General features: G+C 66.2%; 19 protein-coding genes and 2 tRNA genes. 10 read left to right on the top strand and 11 right to left on the bottom strand.

What is annotated here, in order from left to right; translation table 11 throughout:
* Positions 1 to 141 precede the first annotated feature (141 nt).
* Both ACXAD2_RS09120 and ACXAD2_RS09115 read left to right on the top strand, forming a co-directional pair.
* Positions 142 to 1,860 (top strand): bifunctional sulfate adenylyltransferase/adenylylsulfate kinase, encoded by a 1,719-nt coding sequence (locus ACXAD2_RS09120; protein ID WP_066104361.1) that lies wholly within the window; start codon positions 142 to 144, stop codon positions 1,858 to 1,860.
* A 248-nt stretch (positions 1,861 to 2,108) separates the two neighbouring features.
* On the top strand, positions 2,109 to 3,020 hold the full coding sequence (locus tag ACXAD2_RS09115; protein WP_475169207.1) for an autotransporter domain-containing protein: 912 nt from the start codon (positions 2,109 to 2,111) through the stop codon (positions 3,018 to 3,020).
* A gap of 10 nt (positions 3,021 to 3,030) precedes the next feature.
* On the opposite strand, the gene ACXAD2_RS09110 is transcribed toward ACXAD2_RS09115, so the two are convergent.
* From ACXAD2_RS09110 to ACXAD2_RS09100, 3 genes are read right to left on the bottom strand one after another with little or no spacing between them, the layout of a single operon-like run.
* Positions 3,031 to 3,912, bottom strand: coding sequence for a PhzF family phenazine biosynthesis protein (locus ACXAD2_RS09110; protein ID WP_475169205.1), 882 nt, complete (start codon positions 3,910 to 3,912; stop codon positions 3,031 to 3,033).
* Positions 3,913 to 3,938: 26 nt separating this feature from the next.
* Positions 3,939 to 4,166, bottom strand: a complete 228-nt coding sequence (locus ACXAD2_RS09105; RefSeq protein WP_066104366.1) for a DUF1150 family protein — start codon at positions 4,164 to 4,166, stop codon at positions 3,939 to 3,941.
* Positions 4,167 to 4,169: 3 nt separating this feature from the next.
* Positions 4,170 to 4,580 (bottom strand): Hsp20 family protein, encoded by a 411-nt coding sequence (locus tag ACXAD2_RS09100; protein WP_066104369.1) that lies wholly within the window; start codon positions 4,578 to 4,580, stop codon positions 4,170 to 4,172.
* Positions 4,581 to 4,750: 170 nt separating this feature from the next.
* Between ACXAD2_RS09100 and ACXAD2_RS09095 the strand changes: the two genes are divergently transcribed.
* From ACXAD2_RS09095 to ACXAD2_RS09080, 4 genes are all read left to right on the top strand, one after another.
* Positions 4,751 to 4,975, top strand: a complete 225-nt coding sequence (locus ACXAD2_RS09095) for a YdcH family protein (protein ID WP_066104372.1) — start codon at positions 4,751 to 4,753, stop codon at positions 4,973 to 4,975.
* 175 nt (positions 4,976 to 5,150) lie between these two features.
* Entirely contained in the window at positions 5,151 to 5,966 is an 816-nt protein-coding gene (proC, locus tag ACXAD2_RS09090; protein WP_475169203.1) for a pyrroline-5-carboxylate reductase, read from the top strand.
* A complete protein-coding gene (locus ACXAD2_RS09085; protein WP_475169202.1) occupies positions 5,959 to 6,297 on the top strand; it encodes a tRNA-binding protein in 339 nt (112 codons plus the stop codon). The genes proC and ACXAD2_RS09085 overlap by 8 nt, the downstream gene beginning before the upstream one ends.
* A complete protein-coding gene (locus ACXAD2_RS09080) occupies positions 6,294 to 7,247 on the top strand; it encodes a 2-hydroxyacid dehydrogenase (protein ID WP_475169201.1) in 954 nt (317 codons plus the stop codon). The genes ACXAD2_RS09085 and ACXAD2_RS09080 overlap by 4 nt, the downstream gene beginning before the upstream one ends.
* Before the next feature lie 70 nt (positions 7,248 to 7,317).
* Here the strand turns inward: ACXAD2_RS09080 and ACXAD2_RS09075 are convergent, their stop codons facing one another.
* Positions 7,318 to 7,911, bottom strand: a complete 594-nt coding sequence (locus ACXAD2_RS09075) for a thymidine kinase (protein ID WP_475169199.1) — start codon at positions 7,909 to 7,911, stop codon at positions 7,318 to 7,320.
* 147 nt (positions 7,912 to 8,058) lie between these two features.
* On the opposite strand from ACXAD2_RS09075, the gene ACXAD2_RS09070 reads away from it, so the two are divergent.
* Positions 8,059 to 8,913, top strand: a complete 855-nt coding sequence (locus ACXAD2_RS09070) for a helix-turn-helix transcriptional regulator (protein ID WP_475169198.1) — start codon at positions 8,059 to 8,061, stop codon at positions 8,911 to 8,913.
* Between the two features lie 389 nt (positions 8,914 to 9,302).
* Here ACXAD2_RS09070 and rimO read toward each other — a convergent pair whose 3' ends face one another.
* The 3 genes from rimO to ACXAD2_RS09055 all read right to left on the bottom strand — a co-directional run bounded on the left by rimO (position 9,303) and on the right by ACXAD2_RS09055 (position 13,451).
* Entirely contained in the window at positions 9,303 to 10,676 is a 1,374-nt protein-coding gene (gene rimO, locus ACXAD2_RS09065) for a 30S ribosomal protein S12 methylthiotransferase RimO (protein WP_475169197.1), read from the bottom strand.
* Between the two features lie 200 nt (positions 10,677 to 10,876).
* Complete coding sequence (locus ACXAD2_RS09060; RefSeq protein WP_475169196.1) at positions 10,877 to 12,658, bottom strand: SLC13 family permease; 1,782 nt, start codon at positions 12,656 to 12,658, stop codon at positions 10,877 to 10,879.
* Positions 12,659 to 12,839: 181 nt separating this feature from the next.
* Positions 12,840 to 13,451, bottom strand: a complete 612-nt coding sequence (locus ACXAD2_RS09055; protein ID WP_066104395.1) for a GcrA family cell cycle regulator — start codon at positions 13,449 to 13,451, stop codon at positions 12,840 to 12,842.
* 123 nt (positions 13,452 to 13,574) lie between these two features.
* On the opposite strand from ACXAD2_RS09055, the gene ACXAD2_RS09050 reads away from it, so the two are divergent.
* A complete protein-coding gene (locus ACXAD2_RS09050) occupies positions 13,575 to 14,384 on the top strand; it encodes an ABC transporter permease (protein ID WP_066104398.1) in 810 nt (269 codons plus the stop codon).
* An 87-nt stretch (positions 14,385 to 14,471) separates the two neighbouring features.
* Here ACXAD2_RS09050 and ACXAD2_RS09045 read toward each other — a convergent pair whose 3' ends face one another.
* From ACXAD2_RS09045 to dapF, 4 genes are read right to left on the bottom strand one after another with little or no spacing between them, the layout of a single operon-like run.
* Positions 14,472 to 15,164 (bottom strand): CDP-alcohol phosphatidyltransferase family protein, encoded by a 693-nt coding sequence (locus ACXAD2_RS09045; protein WP_475169193.1) that lies wholly within the window; start codon positions 15,162 to 15,164, stop codon positions 14,472 to 14,474.
* A gap of 39 nt (positions 15,165 to 15,203) precedes the next feature.
* Positions 15,204 to 15,830 carry an FMN-binding negative transcriptional regulator gene (locus ACXAD2_RS09040; protein WP_475169191.1) on the bottom strand — a complete coding sequence of 209 codons (627 nt, stop codon included), beginning with the start codon at positions 15,828 to 15,830 and terminating at the stop codon, positions 15,204 to 15,206.
* A gap of 4 nt (positions 15,831 to 15,834) precedes the next feature.
* Entirely contained in the window at positions 15,835 to 17,094 is a 1,260-nt protein-coding gene (gene mtaB, locus ACXAD2_RS09035; RefSeq protein WP_066104404.1) for a tRNA (N(6)-L-threonylcarbamoyladenosine(37)-C(2))-methylthiotransferase MtaB, read from the bottom strand.
* On the bottom strand, positions 17,091 to 17,927 hold the full coding sequence (gene dapF, locus ACXAD2_RS09030; RefSeq protein ID WP_475169188.1) for a diaminopimelate epimerase: 837 nt from the start codon (positions 17,925 to 17,927) through the stop codon (positions 17,091 to 17,093). Before dapF ends, mtaB begins: the two co-directional genes overlap by 4 nt.
* Before the next feature lie 217 nt (positions 17,928 to 18,144).
* Between dapF and ACXAD2_RS09025 the strand changes: the two genes are divergently transcribed.
* Both ACXAD2_RS09025 and ACXAD2_RS09020 read left to right on the top strand, forming a co-directional pair.
* Positions 18,145 to 18,220 (top strand) — tRNA-Lys (locus ACXAD2_RS09025).
* A gap of 22 nt (positions 18,221 to 18,242) precedes the next feature.
* Positions 18,243 to 18,318, top strand: a tRNA-Lys gene (locus ACXAD2_RS09020).
* Positions 18,319 to 18,352: the final 34 nt, after the last annotated feature.

The following is an 18,352-nucleotide window of genomic DNA, read 5'->3' as shown; positions in this document are numbered from 1 at the left end:
GTAGAGGCAGCTTCGGCTCTGGCGCCGCATTAACGCGGGCCAACTTCAAGCGAGAGTTGAAATTTTTGCGGGCAGGGCTTTCACTGAGGTCATTGCCCGTACCGGCATCCGTTTGCCATTATTGATACAAGAGATTTTTACATGACCATGTCCAAAAACCTCGCTCCTATTCCGGAGCTCTATGTCTCTTACGACAGTGCGCAGAAGATGAAATTCGAGGCGGCGGAGCTTGTCAGCCTCGATCTGAGCCCCCGGCAAATCTGCGACCTCGAACTTCTGATGAACGGCGGCTTTTACCCGCTGAAGGGGTTTCTGGGGGAGGAGGACTACGATGGCGTGGTCGAGAACATGCGGCTTGCCGATGGGGCGCTCTGGCCGATGCCGATCACCCTCGATGTGAAGGCGGCGTTCGCCGACAGCATCGAACTGGACCAAGATATCGCTTTGCGCGACCAAGAAGGGGTGATCCTTGCCACCATGACCGTCACCGACAAATGGGTGCCGGACAAGGCCAAGGAAGCGCAGATGGTCTTTGGGGCCGACGATGACGCGCATCCGGCGGTGAACTACCTGCACAATTCGGCGGGGGAGGTCTATCTTGGCGGGCCGATCACCGGCATCCAACAGCCCGTGCACTATGATTTCCGCGCCCGGCGCGACACGCCGAACGAGTTGCGCGCCTATTTCCGCAAGCTCGGCTGGCGCAAGGTGGTGGCGTTCCAGACCCGCAACCCGCTGCACCGCGCGCATCAGGAACTGACCTTCCGCGCCGCGCGCGAGTCTGAAGCGAACCTTCTGCTGCACCCGGTCGTCGGCATGACCAAGCCCGGCGATGTCGACCATTTCACCCGCGTGCGCTGCTATGAGGCGGTGCTCGACAAATACCCTGCCTCCACCACCACCATGTCTCTGCTGCCGCTGGCCATGCGTATGGCGGGCCCGCGCGAGGCGCTCTGGCACGGGCTCATCCGCAAGAACCATGGCTGCACGCATTTCATCGTGGGGCGCGATCACGCGGGGCCGGGCAAGAACAGCGCCGGAGAGGATTTCTATGGGCCCTATGAGGCGCAGGACCTGTTCAAAGAGCATGAGGCGGAGATGGGCATCGAAATGGTGCCGTTCAAACACATGGTCTACGTGCAGGAGCGCGCGCAGTACGAGCCCAACGACGAGATCGCCGACAAGGAGACGGTGACCATCCTCAACATCTCGGGCACCGAACTGCGGCGGCGGTTGTCCGAAGGTCTGGAGATCCCCGATTGGTTCTCCTTCCCCGAGGTGGTCTCGGAACTGCGCAAGACCAAGCCGCCACGCTCGAAACAGGGGTTCACGGTGTTTTTCACCGGCTTCTCCGGCTCGGGCAAATCGACCATCGCCAACGCGCTGATGACCAAGCTGATGGAGATGGGCGGCCGCCCGGTCACGCTGCTTGATGGGGACATCGTGCGTAAGAACCTCAGCTCCGAGTTGGGCTTCTCGAAAGAGCACCGCGATCTCAACATTCTGCGCATCGGCTATGTCGCCTCGGAGATCACAAAGAACGGCGGCATCGCCATCTGCGCTCCGATCGCCCCCTATGCCACCACCCGGCGCAAGGTCCGCGAGGGGATCGAGGAATATGGTGCCTTCGTCGAAGTGCATGTGGCGACCGCGCTCGAAGAATGCGAGCGGCGCGACCGCAAGGGGCTCTACAAGATGGCCCGTGAGGGCAAGATCAAGGAATTCACCGGCATTTCCGACCCCTATGACGTGCCCGCAAACCCCGAGTTGCGGGTCGAAACCGAAGGCACGGATGTCGACAATTGCGCCCATCAGGTGGTGCTGAAACTTGAGGCAATGGGGCTGATCGCCGGGCACTGAAGCGGGCGTCGCGCTGCGCAGATGGCCTCAAAAGTCGCGGGCGCGCCCCGCGGCTGCGGTAACGCTGCGTCTCTCTCGTAGATTTGAGGAGCTCTGCGCCAGCAGGGGTTTGATGCGCTGCGGCAGGGCGATTATTTCGGATCCGACCACCAGAATCGAAGACCTCGCCCCGGCGCCCCACACAGGCGTTCGGATCAGAACCGTCACCCGGAACCATGTCGCCCGGAAGTCTGCCGCCGGAGACCGCCATGAAGACCGCCTCGATCCTGCGCGCGCTTGCGCTGCTGCTGATCTGCCTGCTCCCGGCGTTGCCGGTGCGGGCGGAGGATGCGTTGCGCTCTGCCTACCGGAGCGGCGTGTCGACCACGCTGAGCGCTTCGGTCGGGGCGTTCAACAGCGTGCTGGGCCATGCGACCACGGGCTACGGTCAGGTGCGGTTGACCGACAAGGGCTTCTTTCTGGCAACGCCCGCCAGCAGCCGCGCCCCGCGCATGTGGTGGGCGTTCGAGGCGCGTGAGTATCACGGCGATACCAGAGGGCGGAAATTCGACATGCTGCTGGGGTTCGAAAAGCCGCTGGGGGTGCGCACCCGGCTGGGCTTTGCCACCGGCTACGGCATGGCTGAACTCGATACCGGGCGAGAGATACGCTCGCGCACGCTCAGCTTCGCGCCTTATCTGCAGACCAAGCTGAACGACAATCTGGGGTTCAAGGCATGGGCGGCGCTGGCCCGGCCCGACTACCGGCTCGGCAGCACGCCGCGGGCGGCGTGGCGGACGGCGGCAGGGCTGGATGCCAATGGGGCCTACAAGCTGCGCAAGCTCGATCTGTCGGGCACTGCGGGGCTGTCCCTGTCGCGGCAGGCCAGCAGCGGGGTCGGGGATGTCGCGGGCTGGCAGATCGGCAAGCTCACCGCGACATTGCGCACCCGCGCGACGCTGCGGCTGGAGCGGAACTTCCGCCCCTATTTCGAACTGGGCTACAGCTATGGCGCGTGGGTGGATGACGGCAGTTCCGGCGATTACGAGACGCCCAGCCTGAAGACCGGCCTCAGCTGGACCCACAAGAAGCGCAGCTTCACGCTCAACCTCAATGGCACGCAGGTGTTCGATCCGGTGCAGCCGCTGGTGCTGAGCACCAATTACAGCATCCGTTTCTGAGGGTCGTGGCCTAAAGGTGTATCTCGCCCGAGATGAGCACATGCGCCTGTCCGGCCACGCGCACGCCGGTGATGGCCTCGGGCGGGCCAAGCACCTCGACCTGCGCCTGACCGGCCCGCCCCATGCCATGGCCCTGTTCGGCGATAAAGCGCGGCGCGTCGAGGAGCCCCTTGCACCAGAGGTAGGACGCCATGGCGCCGGTGGCCGAGCCGGTGAACGGGTCTTCGGGCGGGCTTGGCGGCGCGAGCAGCAGGCGCGAGAAGGTGTCGCCCGCCTCGGTGGCGCCCTCCAAGGTGACGAGGAAGGGCTCGGCAAGGTCCATGCGCCCGCCGATGGTCTGCGCCAGCCTTGCAAGCGCCTCCGTGTCGAGGCGCGCCCGCTCCAGCGCGTCGCGGTCCTTTAGCACGGTGATGCAGAAGGGCAGCCCGGTGGAGACCACCTGCGGCTGCCCGAGGATATCCGACGGGGACAGCGAGACCGCATCTGCCACTAGCGCCTTGTCGGGGCTGGCGCCGAAGGTGGGCGCGATCTGGGTCATCACGATGCGGGGAGGGGAGACCGAGCGGTCGATCTCGATGGGGATCACCCCGGCCAGCGTCTCCAGCGTCAGCCGATCGCCGCTCACCAGCCCGCGATGCAGCAGCGCAGCGACGGTGGCGACGGTGGGATGTCCGGCAAAGGGAATCTCGCCGCTCGCGAGGAAGTAGCGCACCCGCACATCGGCCACATCGGAGGGGCCGGTGAAGGTGCATTCGACCAGCGAGGTCTCGCGCACCACGCGCTTGCAGGTCTCGTCCTCCAGCGCCGCGCCGCCATGCAGCACCGCACAACCGTTGCCGCCGAACGGGCGATCGGTGAAGGCGTCGACCCAGTCCAGCGGCAGCGTGCTCAAGGGCTCATCCAAGCTTCGTGGACAGTTTAATGAACGGTGACGGGGGCGAGGTCATTCTGCCGGGCCAGCGCGAAGGCCATGCCGCGGTCGCGGACCAGCGCCAGCCGCTCGCCATCGGCGCGGTGCACCGCATAGAGGCGGGTGGTGTCACCGACCTGCTCCTGCACGTCTTCGGGCAGTTCGCTCACCTCGACGGAGCGGACATAGACGATGCGCTCGGCGTCAAATTCGGGGAAGTCGTACTTCGTGTTCATGGCTCAACCCTTTCTGATATTGATGGTCTGCACCACCGTCTCTGGACGGGACATGGTCAGGTCTACGTGCAGCAGACCGTTCTCCATGACCGCCTCGCCCACCTCGACACCATCGGCCAGCACAAAGCTGCGCTGGAACTGCCGCGCCGCGATGCCGCGGTGCAGGAAGATCCGGTCGGACCCGTCGTCGCGCTGCCGTCCGCGGATCACCAACTGGCGGTCCTCGACGGTGATGGCGAGATCGGCCTCTGAAAACCCGGCCACGGCCAGCGTGATCCGGTAGGAGTGATCCGACGTCTGTTCGATGTTGAAAGGGGGGTAACCTTCGCTCGACTTGGCTGTGCGCTCGAGCAAGCGCTCGAGTTGCTCGAAGCCGAGCATATGCGGATAGGAACCCAGGGTCAGTTTGCTCATGACATGTCCTTGACAGGGAAGCGACCGTCCGCCGGGCCCCGTGAGCGGCAACCCGACACCATGGAATATGGGAAGCCGCGCCGGGCAGCGCAAGACCCTTGCAAGGGCTTTGCGGCCGCGGCAAGTCTTGGTATCGTAATGCTTCCCGTGAGTTCCAAGGATGGACAGCCATGAACGCGCCGCAAGACATCTCGATGAAGACCGAAGAGGTGCTGCGGGTGGAGCTTGAAGTCTTCCGCCACGAGCACCGCGACCTCGACGAGGCGATCCGCGCCCTGCAGGAGCGCGGCACAGCCGACCAGCTGACGCTGCAGCGGCTGAAGAAGAAGAAGCTCTTCCTCAAGGACAAGATCGCGATGATCGAGGACCGGCTGACGCCCGATATCATCGCCTGAGGCCGCTGGCCGAGGCGGATGGGCAGCGAGGCAGGATGGGGGCGCTGCCCCCGCCGCGCTCGGCGCTGCTCCCCCGGGATATTTTCGCCAAGAGGAAGGACTTGCCGGGAGGCGGGCCGTTGCACCCTTTTCGGGGCGCGCGTATCACTTGCGCGAACGTCGACAGGAGGATCGGATGACGGACGGTGAACTGGCGCAGCGCGGGCTCGTGCTGCTGGGCTGTGGCAAGATGGGATCGGCCATGCTGGAGGGCTGGCTGAAGCGCGGTCTGCCGGCGGGCTCGGTCTGGGTCAACGATCCGCGCCCCTCGGACTGGCTGCAGGCGCAGGGCGTGCATATCAACGAAGACCTGCCCGACAGCCCGGCGATCGTGCTGGTGGCGGTCAAGCCGCAGATGATGGCGGATGCGCTGCCGGTGCTGGCCAAGCTGGGCAATGGCTCGACGGTGTTCCTGTCGGTCGCCGCGGGCGTCACCATTGCCACCTACGAGACCATGCTGGGCGAGAACACGCCGGTGATCCGCGCCATGCCCAACACGCCCGCTGCGGTGGGTCAGGGGATCACCGCGCTCGCCGGCAACACCAACGCCAGCGAGGCGAATATGGCCATGGCCGAAGAGCTGCTTTCGGCGGTGGGCGAGGTGGTGCGTCTCGAGGGCGAGGGCCAGATGGACGCGGTGACCGGCGTCAGCGGCTCGGGTCCGGCCTATGTGTTTCACATGATCGAATGCCTTGCGAAGGCGGGGGAGGCCGAGGGGCTGGCGCCCGAGCTTGCCATGCAGCTGGCCAAGGCCACGGTGGCGGGTGCTGGTGCGCTGGCGATGCAGGCCGACGACGATCCGGCACAGCTTCGCAAGAACGTCACCTCGCCCAATGGCACGACGCAGGCCGGGCTCGAGGTGCTGATGGACGAGGGCAAGGGCCTGCCGCCGCTGATCCGCGCCACGGTCGGCGCAGCGGTGCGCCGCTCGGAAGAATTGGCCAATGGCTGAGATCAGCTACGACGACTTTCTCAAGGTCGACATCCGCGCGGGCAAAGTTGTCCGCGCGGAGCCGTTCCCCGAGGCGCGCAGGCCCGCGATCAAGCTCTGGATCGATTTCGGCCCGGAGATCGGCGAGAAGAAAAGCTCGGCGCAGATTACGGTGCATTACGCCCCCGAGGACCTGCTGGGCAAAGAGGTGATGGCGGTGGTGAATTTCCCGCCACGTCAGATCGGCCCCTTCATGTCGGAAGTTCTCGTTCTAGGTTTCTCCGACGAGGCGGGCGCGGTGGTGCTTGCCACCCCTGACAAGAGTGTACCGCTGGGAGGACGCCTGCATTGACCAAGATCCTGATCGCCCGAAACCTGCCCGACAGCGTTGTTGCCGAGGCCCGCGACAGCTTTGACGTGACCTACCGCGACCGGCCCGATCCGATGAGCCGCGATGAATTGCTGGCCTCGCTGGCAGACTACGACGGCGTGCTGATGACGCTTGGCGACCAGTATAACGCCGAAGTCTTCGCCGCCGCCGGTGTGCCGCGCGCGAAGATCCTCGCCAACTTCGGTGTCGGCTTCAACCACATCGACGTGGAGGTGGCGCGCAACGCCGGGGTCACGGTGACCAACACCCCCGGCGCGGTGACCGACGCCACCGCCGATATCGCCGTGACGCTGATGCTTATGTCCTGCCGCCGCGCCGCCGAGGGCGAACGCATGGTGCGCATGGGCAGCTGGCAGGGCTGGCACCCGGTGCAGATGCTGGGGCTGCATATGACCGGCAAGACCGTCGGCATCCTTGGCATGGGGCGCATCGGTCAGGCCATCGCGCGGCGCTGCCATTTCGGCTTTGGCATGCCGGTGGCCTATACGAGCCGGTCCGAGAAAAGCCTCGCCCATCCGGCGACGCGCTATGAGACGCCCGAGGACTTGGCGGCCAATGTCGACATTCTCGTCACCGCTCTGCCGGGCGGGGCCGCGACGCGGCACACGGTGAATGCCGACGTGCTGGCGGCGATGAAACCGCATGCGCATTTCATCAACATCTCGCGCGGCGACGTGGTCGACGAGGCGGCGCTGATCGCGGCGCTGGAGGCAGGGCAGATCGGCGGCGCGGGGCTCGACGTCTACGAGCATGAACCGCAGGTGCCCGAGGCGCTGCGCCTGCTCGACAACACGGTGCTGCTGCCGCATCTGGGCACGGCGGCGCTGGAAGTGCGCGAGGAGATGGGGCGCATGGCGGTGGCCAACCTGCGGGCCTTCTTCGCGGGTGAAGCGGTGCCGAACCCGGTCTGAGCCAGTCTTCAGCTTTCCGTCTTCAGCTCACCGTGTTCAGCTCTCCGTGGGCGCGCGGCGCCCGCGGAACTCAGCCCTGCGCCGCGTGGTCGCCCATCGCGTCGCGCCAGTGCTTGCGGCACAGCGAGACGTAGGATTCATTGCCGCCGATCTGCACCTGCGCGCCGTCGGTCAGCACGGTGCCGTCGCCATCCTGCCGCACCACCATCGTCGCCTTGCGCCCGCAATGGCAGATGGTGCGCACCTCGCGCAGCGTATCGGCCAGCGCCAGCAGCGCCGCCGAGCCGGGAAACAGCTTGCCGCGGAAATCCACCCGCAGGCCATAGGCCATCACCGGCAGCTTCAGGTCGTCGACCACCCGCGCCAATTGCCAGACCTGCTCTTCGGTGAGGAACTGCGCCTCGTCGATGAAGATGCAGGCCAGCGGCGTCGTCTCGCGCGCGGCGGCGATCATCGCAAAAAGATCGTCCTCGGCGGCGAAGGTCTCGGCCGCTTGTCCCAAGCCGATGCGCGAGCCGATGCGGCCCTGCCCGGCGCGCGTGTCGAGCTTTGCGGTCAGCAGGAAGACCTCCATGCCGCGTTCGCGATAGTTGTGCGCCGCCTGCAGAAGCAGGGTCGATTTGCCGGCGTTCATGGTCGAATAGTGGAAATGCAGCTTGGCCATGCGCGCTGTCCTGCCGCAGCCGCGCGCGCTTCGCAAGCCTGACCACGCGCGCCGGAGCGGAAGTGTTGCGCGAAAAAATTGCCAAACCGAGGGTCTTGTCCGAAGATGGGGGACCTGTTGCCGGGGTCATGATCGGGAGGTTGAGTGATGTGGCACACGGGAGAGGGCCCCGCGCCGCGGCGGCCCATGCTGGAGGCTGAGCGGCATGTCCCGGACCTGCTGCAATGGTTCCTGACTGAACTGGAGATGACCGAGACGACCGAGCAGGTCTGGCAGCTGATCGTCCGGCTTGGCCGGACCCTCGATTTGCCCTTCGTCGATCTGATCGCCTCGAGTTTGCAGAGTGCGTGCCGCCGCCCGCTCTTTGTCCGAAGCTCGCATGACACCAGCTGGCTCGAGGCCTTTGGCAGCGATGCGGAGATCGGCCGCTGGTCCTATCTGCGCGGTCACGCCGCCGCGCATCTGACGCCGATCACCATCGGGCTGGAGTTCCTCTCTGAATACCGCGTTCTGCCCGAGCGCAGGATCGAGGTGCTGCGCGAGGCGGCGCGGCGCCGGATGCGGGCGGGCGTGGCCTTTCCGTTGCGCCAGGGCACGCCGCCGCGCGCCGGAATGCTCAGCTTTGCGGGGGATCATTCGCGACGCGAGATGCTGGCGATCCTCCACGCCCATGGCTGGACGCTCAGCACCGCCGCCTTGCTGGGCCACCAGCGGTTCGCGGCCTGCTTTGCTCGCGAGTTTCCGCTGCGCCGACAGATCACAGAAAAGCAGATGGAATTGCTGGGGCTGATCGGCTCAGGGCTGCACGACAAGGACATCGCGGGCGTGCTCGAGATATCTGTCTCGGCGGTGCGGCAGCGGCTGCAGGCGCTGTGCGCGCGCACCGGCATGACATCGCGCGCAGAGCTTGCAGCGCTGGGGATGTCGCTTGGCGTGCTGCCCGATCCGCTGCAGCCGGGCCTCGACCCCTCGGGGCCAGAGGCGGCGCGCTGCGTCTTCTAGCGCTCTGGTCTTGGCTCAGTCACGGCGCAGCGGGAGCGCCAAAATAAATGCTCCCGGAAAACCGGGAGCATCGCGCCGTGATGAAATCCAAAAGCAAAATCAACGGTCTCCGAAGAGATAAAGGGTGATCACGCAGGGATGCGGTCGCAAGCCGACCGAAATTGTCGCCGCCTCCCGGCGCGGCCAGTGCCGCTGGAACCAGAAAATCTCCGAGCCCCTCCTCCATTGGCCCAATGACTGAAGGATAGCACGGCTCATGCGCGCAACGGATTGCGCTGGCGCAATAAAACGGGCCCCAAAGGGGCCCGGCGCTGGCGCGATTTGTGTCAGAACCTGTCAAAAGTGCCAGTTGGCCGCGGGCACTGCCGCGGCCTGCTGGCGGAATGGGCTCAGTTCGATTCGATCAACCGGCCCCAGAGATCGTATTCGCCCGCTTCATCCACCTCGACGGTGACCATGTCGCCGGGCTTGAGGTGTTCGAAGCCCTCGTCGATGAACAGGTTGCCGTCGATCTCCGGCGCATCGGCCTTGGTGCGGCAGGTGGCGGCATCCTCGTCGACCTCGTCCACCAGAACCTGCAGGGTCTGGCCGACCTTGGCTTCGAGCTTGGCCTCCGAGATCGCCTGCGCCTTCTCCATGAAGCGCTCCCAGCGGTCCTGCTTGACCTCCTCGGGCACATGATCCGGCAGCGCGTTCGAGCGCGCGCCCTCGACGTTCTCGTATTTGAAGCAGCCAACCCGGTCGAGCTGCGCCTCATCCATCCAGTCGAGCAGCGTCTGGAACTCGTCTTCGGTCTCGCCGGGGTAGCCGACGATGAAGGTCGAGCGCAGGGTGATGTCCGGGCAATCGCTGCGCCAGGCGGCGATCTCGTCGAGCGTGCGCGCGGCGGCGGCGGGGCGCGCCATGCGCTTCAGCGTGTCGGGGTGGGCATGCTGGAACGGAATGTCGAGATATGGCAGCACCAGCCCCTCGGCCATCGCCGGGATAAGCTCACGCACGTGCGGGTAGGGGTAGACGTAATGCATCCGCACCCATGCGCCGAACTGGCCCAGCTCGCGCGCCAGCGACAGGATCGGGAATTTCTCGTCGCGGTCCTTCCAGTCGGTGCCATAGGCCGAGGTGTCCTGACTGATCACCAGCAGCTCCTTCACCCCCGCCTCGACCAGCTTCTCGGCCTCGCGCAGCACCGCGCGCTGCGGGCGCGAGGTCAGCAGGCCGCGCATGTCGGGGATGATGCAGAACTTGCACTTGTGGTTACAGCCTTCCGAAATCTTCAGATAGCTGTAGTGGCGCGGCGTGAGCTTCACGCCCGAGCCGGGCAGCAGATCTACAAACGGATCGGGGGAGGGCGGCACGGCGCCATGCACCGCGTCCAGCACCTGCTCGTATTGATGCGGCCCGGTGACCGCCAGAACCTTGGGGTGGGTGCCGGTGATATACTCGGGCTCCGCGCCGAGACAGCCGGTGACGATCACCCGGCCGTTCTCCTTCAGCGCCTCGCCGATCGCCTCGAGGCTCTCGGCCTTGGCGCTGTCGAGAAAGCCGCAGGTGTTCACGATCACCGCATCGGCGCCGGAATAGTCGGGCGAGATGCCATAGCCTTCGGCGCGCAGCCGGGTGAGGATGCGCTCGCTGTCGACCAGCGCCTTGGGGCAGCCAAGCGAGACCATGCCGATGGTCGGCTGGCCATCGCGGCGGGTTTCCGTGACGCGGGCGCGGGCAAGGTCGGGGCGAAGATCGGGCGGATTCTGCATGGGCGGCATATACGCGCTCTCTCGGCTCCGGGAAAGGGCGCTTGGCACCGTGGCGCTTCATTCTGCGGCGCCGCGCGCATGGGGCGGGCGCGACTTGCGTATTTGGAAAGAGAAGAAGCCAAAGAGGGTCCCAGTTCTTCTTCTCTTTTCAAATACGCAAGGGGGTGAGGCGCGGCAGCGCCGAGGGGGCAGCGCCCCCTTATGCCGGGTCACCCATAGAGCCAGAGGATCCCGGCGCAGGCGGCCAGCGCGGCCACGAGGTTCATCGCCAGCCCGATCTTCAGGAAATCGGAGAATCGGTAATTGCCCGCGCCATAGACCAGCGTGTTGGTCTGATAGCCGATCGGCGTGGCGAAACTGGCCGAGGCGCCGAACATCACGGCGGCGGTCAGCGCCCGCGGATCGAGCCCGGTGCTCTGGGCGAGCCCGATGGCAATCGGGGTGAAAACCACGGCGACGGCGTTGTTGGTCACGGTCTCGGTCAGCAGCGAGGCCAGCAGATAGACCGAGAGCAGCGCGAGGAAGGGCGGCATGCCAGAGATCGGCGGCGCCAGCCAGCCGACGAGCAGATCCATCGCGCCGGTGTTCTGCAGGCCCAGCCCGACCACCAGCATGGCGAAGATCAGCACGAGGATCGCGCCATCCACCGCGCCCCATGCCTCATCGGCGTCGATGCAGCGCAGCATGAGAATGGCGGCGACCGCGAGCAGCGAGAGCGTGGCGATCTCCATCACGCCGAAGGCCGCAAGCAGCACCACGCCGGCCAGCGCGGCCAGCACCAGCGGCGCGCGGCCGCGGCGGAAGGCGCGCCCGGTGGGGCGGCTGACGGAGACCAGCTGCGCTTCGTCCTCGAGCGTCTGGAACGCCGTGGGCGGGCCTTCGAGCAGCAGCTTGTCGGCAGGGCGCAGCCGCACCGAGCCGAGGTCGGGGCCGGGGTTGTGTTCGTGCCGGTGCGCGCCCAGCACCCGCACGCCAAAGCGCCGCCCCAACGACATGCTGCCGAGACTGCGGCCAAGGCTCGACTTGCGCGGCGAGACCACCACTTCGACGGTGACAAGCTCGCCCTCGGGGGGCTCGCCGCGGCGCAGGCCGATCTTCAGGGCCGGATCGTCATGCAGCGTCAGAAGTTCGGAAGTGGGCGCGCGAAAGATCACCGTGTCGCCCTTCTCGAGCTCTTGCTCCTCGAGCGGGGCGGGCAGGGCGCGGCCTTTGCGGCGCAGGCCGATCACCCTGACGCCGCCGCGCTTGAATGGGGCAATCTCGGAGAGCGGCGTGCCGGCGAGACTGTCGTCGGTGAGCACGGCCTCCGACAGAAACGTTGTCTCGCCAAGCATCTGGTCGGGATCGCTGGCCTGCCGGTTTGGCAGCAGCCACGGGCCGAGCAGGGCCAGAGTTCCGCCGCCCGCCAGCGCCACCAGAAGGCCGATGGGGGTGATCTCGAAGATGCCGAAGGGCTCCAGTCCCTGACCGCGGGCAACGCCGTCGACCAGCAGGTTGGTCGAGGTGCCGATCAGCGTGCAGGTGCCGCCGAGGATGGCCACATAGCTCAGTGGGATCAGCAGCCGGGTCGGCGCCTTGCCGAGCGCCGCCGCGAGCCGGATCACCACCGGGATCAGCACCAGAACGACGGGCGTGTTGTTGACGAAGCCCGAGGCGAGAAGCGTCACCCCAAGGATCACGATCAGCGCCAGCGCGGGCTTTTCCTTGGCTTGGGTGATCACCATGTTCGAAATCGCTTCGAGCACCCCGGTGCGCACCAGCGCGCCCGACAGCACGAACATCGCCCCGATGGTCAGCGGCGCGGGGTTCGAGAACACCGAGAGCAGCTCATCGGTCGAGACGAACCCCAGGGCCACGAAGAGCGCGGCGAGGCCCGCCGCAGGCACCTCGGGCGGGTAGACCTCGAGCATGAACAGCACGAAGAGGCCGACGATCAACGCCAGCGACAGCAGCGCGGCATAGTCCCCGATGAGGGTCTGAAGTTCGGTCATGCGTTTTCACCCATTGCTTGGGCACAACGCTGGAGGTCACGGCAAGGTTGCGCAACCCCCTGCGGAACGGGCGAAAATCGGCGCAGCTTCCGCGCGGGCGGGCAGGCACAACGATGCAGGCACGAAAAAACCGCCCGGGCCGGAGCCGCGGGCGGTTTCAGAATGCTTGGCGATGCGCGGCTCAGCGGCGGCGGTCGCGGCGCGAGGACATCGGCTGGAAGGCCACGCCCACATGCGCCTCGCAATAGGGTTTGCCCTGCTGCACCGGCAGGCCGCAGAACCAGAAGTCCTCGGTCGCCGGATCGCCCACCGGCCATTTGCAGGTGCGCTCGGTCAGATCCATCAGCGACAGCTTCTTGGCCTTCTTCTCGACCTCGCTGACCTTGGCCAGAGCCTCGGGGCTGATCTCATTGGCCGAGGGCTGCGGCGGCAGCGGCTGGCCAGCCGGCACGATCGGCTTGCGCGACGGGCCGACGGGCGCCGGGCGGGTTTCGGGCACCGGGGCCGCCTCGCGCGCGGCGGGCTCGGGCGCTGCCGCGGGTTCCGGCTTGGGTGCGGGCTTGGCCCTGCTTTCCTTCGCTGCGGGCTTGGCTTCCTTGGCCGGGGCTGCGGGCGCAGCAGGGGCCGACGCGCCGCCAGCAGGGGCGGTGCGGTTCGAGAGGCCCAGCCGGTGCACCTTGCCGATCACCGCATTGCGGGTGACGCCGCCAAGTTCCTTGGCGATCTGGCTGGCCGACTGGCCCTCGGCCCACATCTTCTTGAGAAGCTCGACGCGCTCATCCGTCCAGGACATGTCCGATCCTTGCTTGAGAAAAAGCGGCCCGTGATCAAGGGCCGCCTGAAAATTCCATCAGGGGCCCTATTGTAGTCATCGTATGGCGAGTTACAAGCCGGACCCAAACGGAAAGGAGACCTCATGGACAGCCAAGCCCGCTTTGAGCCCGGCGCCCGGCGTTTCGGCGCGGTGAACTGGCTCGGCCTCGCCACTCTGTGCCGCCGCGAAACCCAAAGATTTCTTGCGGTCTGGACGCAGACGCTGCTGGCGCCTCTGGTCACCGCCGGTCTGTTTCTGGTGATCTTCACCATTGCGATAGGTCCGACCCGCGGCGAGGTGATGGGCGTGCCCTTCACCCAGTTCATCGCCCCCGGCATCCTGATGATGACGGTGATCCAGAACGCTTTTGCCAACACCTCCTCGTCGATCGTGATCTCGAAGGTTCAGGGCAACATCGTCGACACGCTGATGCCGCCGCTGGCGCCGTTCGAACTGGTGATCGGTTATCTCGCGGGCGGCATCACGCGCGGGCTGGTGGTGGCCTGCGCCATCCTGCTCGGGCTCTGGGCGACCACCGGACTGGTGCCCGCGCATCCGCTGATCGTGCTGGGCTTTGTGCTGCTGGGCGGGGCGTTCCTGTCGTCCGTTGGCATCGTCGCGGGGCTGTTCGCCAATAAGTTCGACCAGATGGCAGCGATCACCAATTTCATCGTGACGCCCTTGGCATTCCTGTCGGGCACCTTCTACTCGCGCGAGGCTTTGCCGCCGCTGCTGTACGAGATCACGCAGTTCAACCCGGTGTTCTATCTGATCGACGGTGCCCGCTATGGCGTGCTCGGCGTGTCGGACGCGGACCCGGCGCTGGGGGCCGTGGTCTCGATTGTGGCGACGGCGGTGGTCTGCCTCGGCGCTTGGGGGCTCTTCCGCACCGGCTGGCGGCTCAAGGCCTGAGCGGGCAAGCCCCGGACCGCCTTCCGAAAGAAAACGCCGGCCTCTTTGCGGGGGCCGGCGTTTTTCGTTGGGCGGTGTGGGTTGTGATCAGCGGCGCTGGGGAATCACCTGCTGGGCGATGCCCGCGAAGATCAGATAGACCGAGGTGATCACCAGACCCCAATGCGCCCAGCTTCCGGCGTGGAAGTCGGTCCAGGCCGCCCAGCCCGCGCAGCCGGTCCAGATCAGCGCCATGGGCAGCGAGAACGGCCGCCAGCGCACGGTGCGCACCGGGTGGATGAACTTCAGCGGCAGGAACATCGCCACCGACAGCACCGCCACCAGCGTCAGGATCACCCAGAAATCCGGCTTCAGCGCAAAGAGCACCAGCACCAGCATGTTCCAGCAGCCGGGAAAGCCCTGGAACGAGTTGTCGGTGGTCTTCATCCGGCTGTCAGCGAAATACATCGCCGAAGCGAAGGTGATGACGATGATCGCGAACCAGCCCGTCCAGCCCGGCAGCAGCCCCGAGTTGAAGAGGGCAAAGGCGGGGATGAACACATAGGTCAGATAGTCGATGATCAGGTCGAGCAGCACGCCGTCGAAGCGCGGTGAGTTGACCTTGACGTCGTATTTGCGCGCCAGCGGGCCGTCGACGCCATCCACGGCGAAGGCCACCACCAGCCACAGGAACATGATCGACCAGTCCTCCTGCGCGGCGGCCAGCATCGCGAGCATGGCAAAAACGGCACCGGTTGCGGTAAGCAGGTGAACGATGAGGGCACGGGCTTGAAGTGTCATGCCGCCCGTCTTGGCGGAAATGAGACCGCCGCGCAATCGTCACGCCTCGTCGGCTGGCGGATCCTTCATCAGCGTGGCCAGCGTGCCCAGGTCCATCCCGAAACCGCTCTGCAGCTTGTCGGCGGCGCTCTCGCGCATCTCAGCGGTCTTGTTCTGCGAGAGCTTCCAGGTGCTGTCGATCTCGTCGATGCGCAGCCGGAAGGGCAGGATCATGCGCTGCAGCTTGGCCCGGACCTCCGGGTCCATCTTATCCATGGTCCAAGGGCTCTTGGGGGCAAGGCGGGCCTCGAAGGTGGCGCTTTGTTCGGCCAGCAGCGGGTCGATCTGCGCGTGCGGCAGCGGCTCGAGCGTGCCGGTCAGATGCACCGCCACATAGTTCCATGTCGGCACCTGTCCGGGATCGCCGTACCAGTCGGGCGAGACGTAGCCGTCGGCGCCAGTCACCGCGAGCCGTGCGGGAATGCCGTCGCGGGCGGCGCGGCAAATCGGGTTCGAGCGCACGAGGTGCAGGTCGGCATAGCTGGCATCTTCCGACAGCAGGAAGGGCACATGCGACAGCAGCGGCGCGCCCTCGGCGCTGACCGCCAGCGTGCCGAAAGAGCGCGCGCGCACGAGATCGAGGCTGCGGGCAAGCTCGGTCCGGCGGAAGGTCGGGTTCGGATGCATGGCCTCAGGCCGTCAGCTGCGTGCCGCGGATGCCGGTGATCGTCGCGGTGACGATCGCGCCTTCCGTCTGCGGCGTGTCGAAGAGCACTTCGGTGAATTGCTCGGTGCGGCCCATCTCGGGGCTCTCCATCAGCACCTGATGCGTGCGGCCCGGCTGCGCGGCCAGATGGCGCTGCACGGCGGCATCCCCGGCGGCACGCAGGCGCGCGGCGCGGGCCTTGATGTCGTTGCCGTTCACCTTGCTCGGGATGCGCGCGGCAGGGGTGCCGGGGCGCGACGAGTAGGGGAAAACGTGCAGCCACGTGAGGTCACACTCCTCGACCAGCTTCAGCGAGTTGGCGAAATGCTCTTCGGTCTCGGTCGGGAAGCCCGCGATGATGTCGGCACCAAAGGTCATCTCGGGGCGGAGCTTGCGTGCCTCCTCGCAGAAACGGATGGCATCGTCGCGCAGGTGGCGGCGCTTCATCCGCTTGAGGATCAGATCATCGCCGTGCTGCAGCGACAGATGCAGGTGGGGCATCAGGCGCGTCTCGGTGGCGATGGCCTGCATCAGGTTCTCGTCGGCTTCGATGGAATCGATGGACGAGATGCGCAGGCGCGGCAGGTCCGGCACCAGCTTCAGGATGCGCATGACAAGATCGCCAAGCCGCGGCGTGCCGGGCAGATCGGCGCCCCAAGAGGTGAGGTCCACCCCGGTCAGCACCACCTCGTTATAGCCCTGCTGCACCAGCCGCTTGATCTGGTCGACCACCACGCCCGCAGGGACCGAGCGGGAATTGCCGCGGCCGTAGGGGATGATGCAGAAGGTGCAGCGGTGATCGCAGCCGTTCTGCACCTGCACATAGGCGCGCGACCGGGTGCCGAAACCGTCGATCAGATGGCCCGCGGTCTCGGTCACCGACATGATGTCGTTGACCATGACGCGCTCGGTCTCGCCAATGAAGCCGCTGGACAGGCGCGACCATGTCTCGGGCGCCATCTTTTCGGTGTTGCCGACCACCGCGTCGACCTCGGTCATCGCGGCAAAGCTGTCGGGGTCGATCTGCGCGGCGCAGCCGGTGACGATGACCTTGGCGTCGGGGTTCTCGCGGCGCAGGCGGCGAATCTCCTGACGCGCCTTGCGCACGGCCTCGGAGGTCACGGCGCAGGTGTTCACGATCACCGCGTTTTCCATACCGGCCTGAGACGCAAGATCCTTCATCGCCTCGGTCTCATAGGCGTTGAGGCGGCAGCCGAGAGTGGTGAATTTGGGCGCGCTGGTCATGACACCGCCTCGAGCCAATCGTGGGTGAAATTGCCGTCGAACACATGCGCGGTGCCGCCGGTCATCCAGACGCCATCCTCGCGCCAGTCGATCTGCAGCGTGCCGCCATCAAGCTCGATGGTCACGCGGCGCCCGGTCAGGCCGCGGCGCGCGGCGGCGACGGCGGTGGCGCAGGAGGACGAGCCGGAGGCCAGCGTGAGGCCCACGCCGCGCTCCCAGACGCGCATGCGCAGGTGATCGGGGCCGATGAGGCTGGCGACCTGCACATTGGTGCGCTGCGGATAAAGCGGGTGATGCTCATGCGCGGGGCCGAAGCTGTCCAGATCCACCGCCTCGGCATCCTCGACGAAGAAGGTGCAATGCGGGTTGCCCATGCCGGTGGCGGTGGGGCTGCCGTCGATCGGCAGTTCCAGCGTGTCCATCTCGTGCGCCAGCGGCACCTCGTCCCAGCGCAGCTGCGGCTGGCCCATGTTGACCGAGGTCAGCCCGTTGCCGGCATCGCGCGCCAGCAGCACGCCGCGCTCGGTGGTGAGCGTCAGGGCGTCCTTGCCGGTCTCGTCGATCAGGAAGCGCGCGATGCAGCGCGTGGCGTTGCCGCAGGCCCCGGCGGTGGAGCCGTCGGCGTTGTAGAAGGTCAGATGAGCATCCCCGGCGTCGGTCTTGGAGATCACCGTCAGCTGGTCGAAGCCGACGCCGCGGTGGCGGTCGGCGATGGCCATGGCGAGGGCAGGGGTCATGGCGACGTCACGCGCCCGACCGTCGAGCACGACGAAGTCGTTGCCAAGCCCGTGCATCTTCATGAAGGGCAGGTGATATGTGGGCGCGTGTTTCATCCGCGCGCATATACGCGCGTTGACCAAACGTTTCCAGCCTGTGTTGCAAGGCGGGATGCAGCCTTGCACAGAGGTCGGATCGGAAAGCGGGCAACCCGGCCCTTCAGAGCCCGGCGGACAGGCAGCGGGATCGGGCCGCGAAACAAGTTGGACAGATTTTTCATTTTACCGCTTGACCCTCCCGGCCACACTTTCTAGAAGCCGCCCCACACATAGTGGGCCGTTAGCTCAGTTGGTAGAGCAACTGACTTTTAATCAGTGGGTCGCAGGTTCGAATCCTGCACGGCTCACCATGTGTCAAAATTCCTGCAGAGTGGGCCGTTAGCTCAGTTGGTAGAGCAACTGACTTTTAATCAGTGGGTCGCAGGTTCGAATCCTGCACGGCTCACCACTGGAACTCTTTCCGAGACATCGGACGCAAAATG

It is taken from the genome of Salipiger sp. ABN3_019 (genome assembly GCF_056158605.1).
The sequence above is the reverse complement of the archived record's forward strand: the minus strand, read 5'-3'. Positions and strand labels throughout refer to the sequence as shown.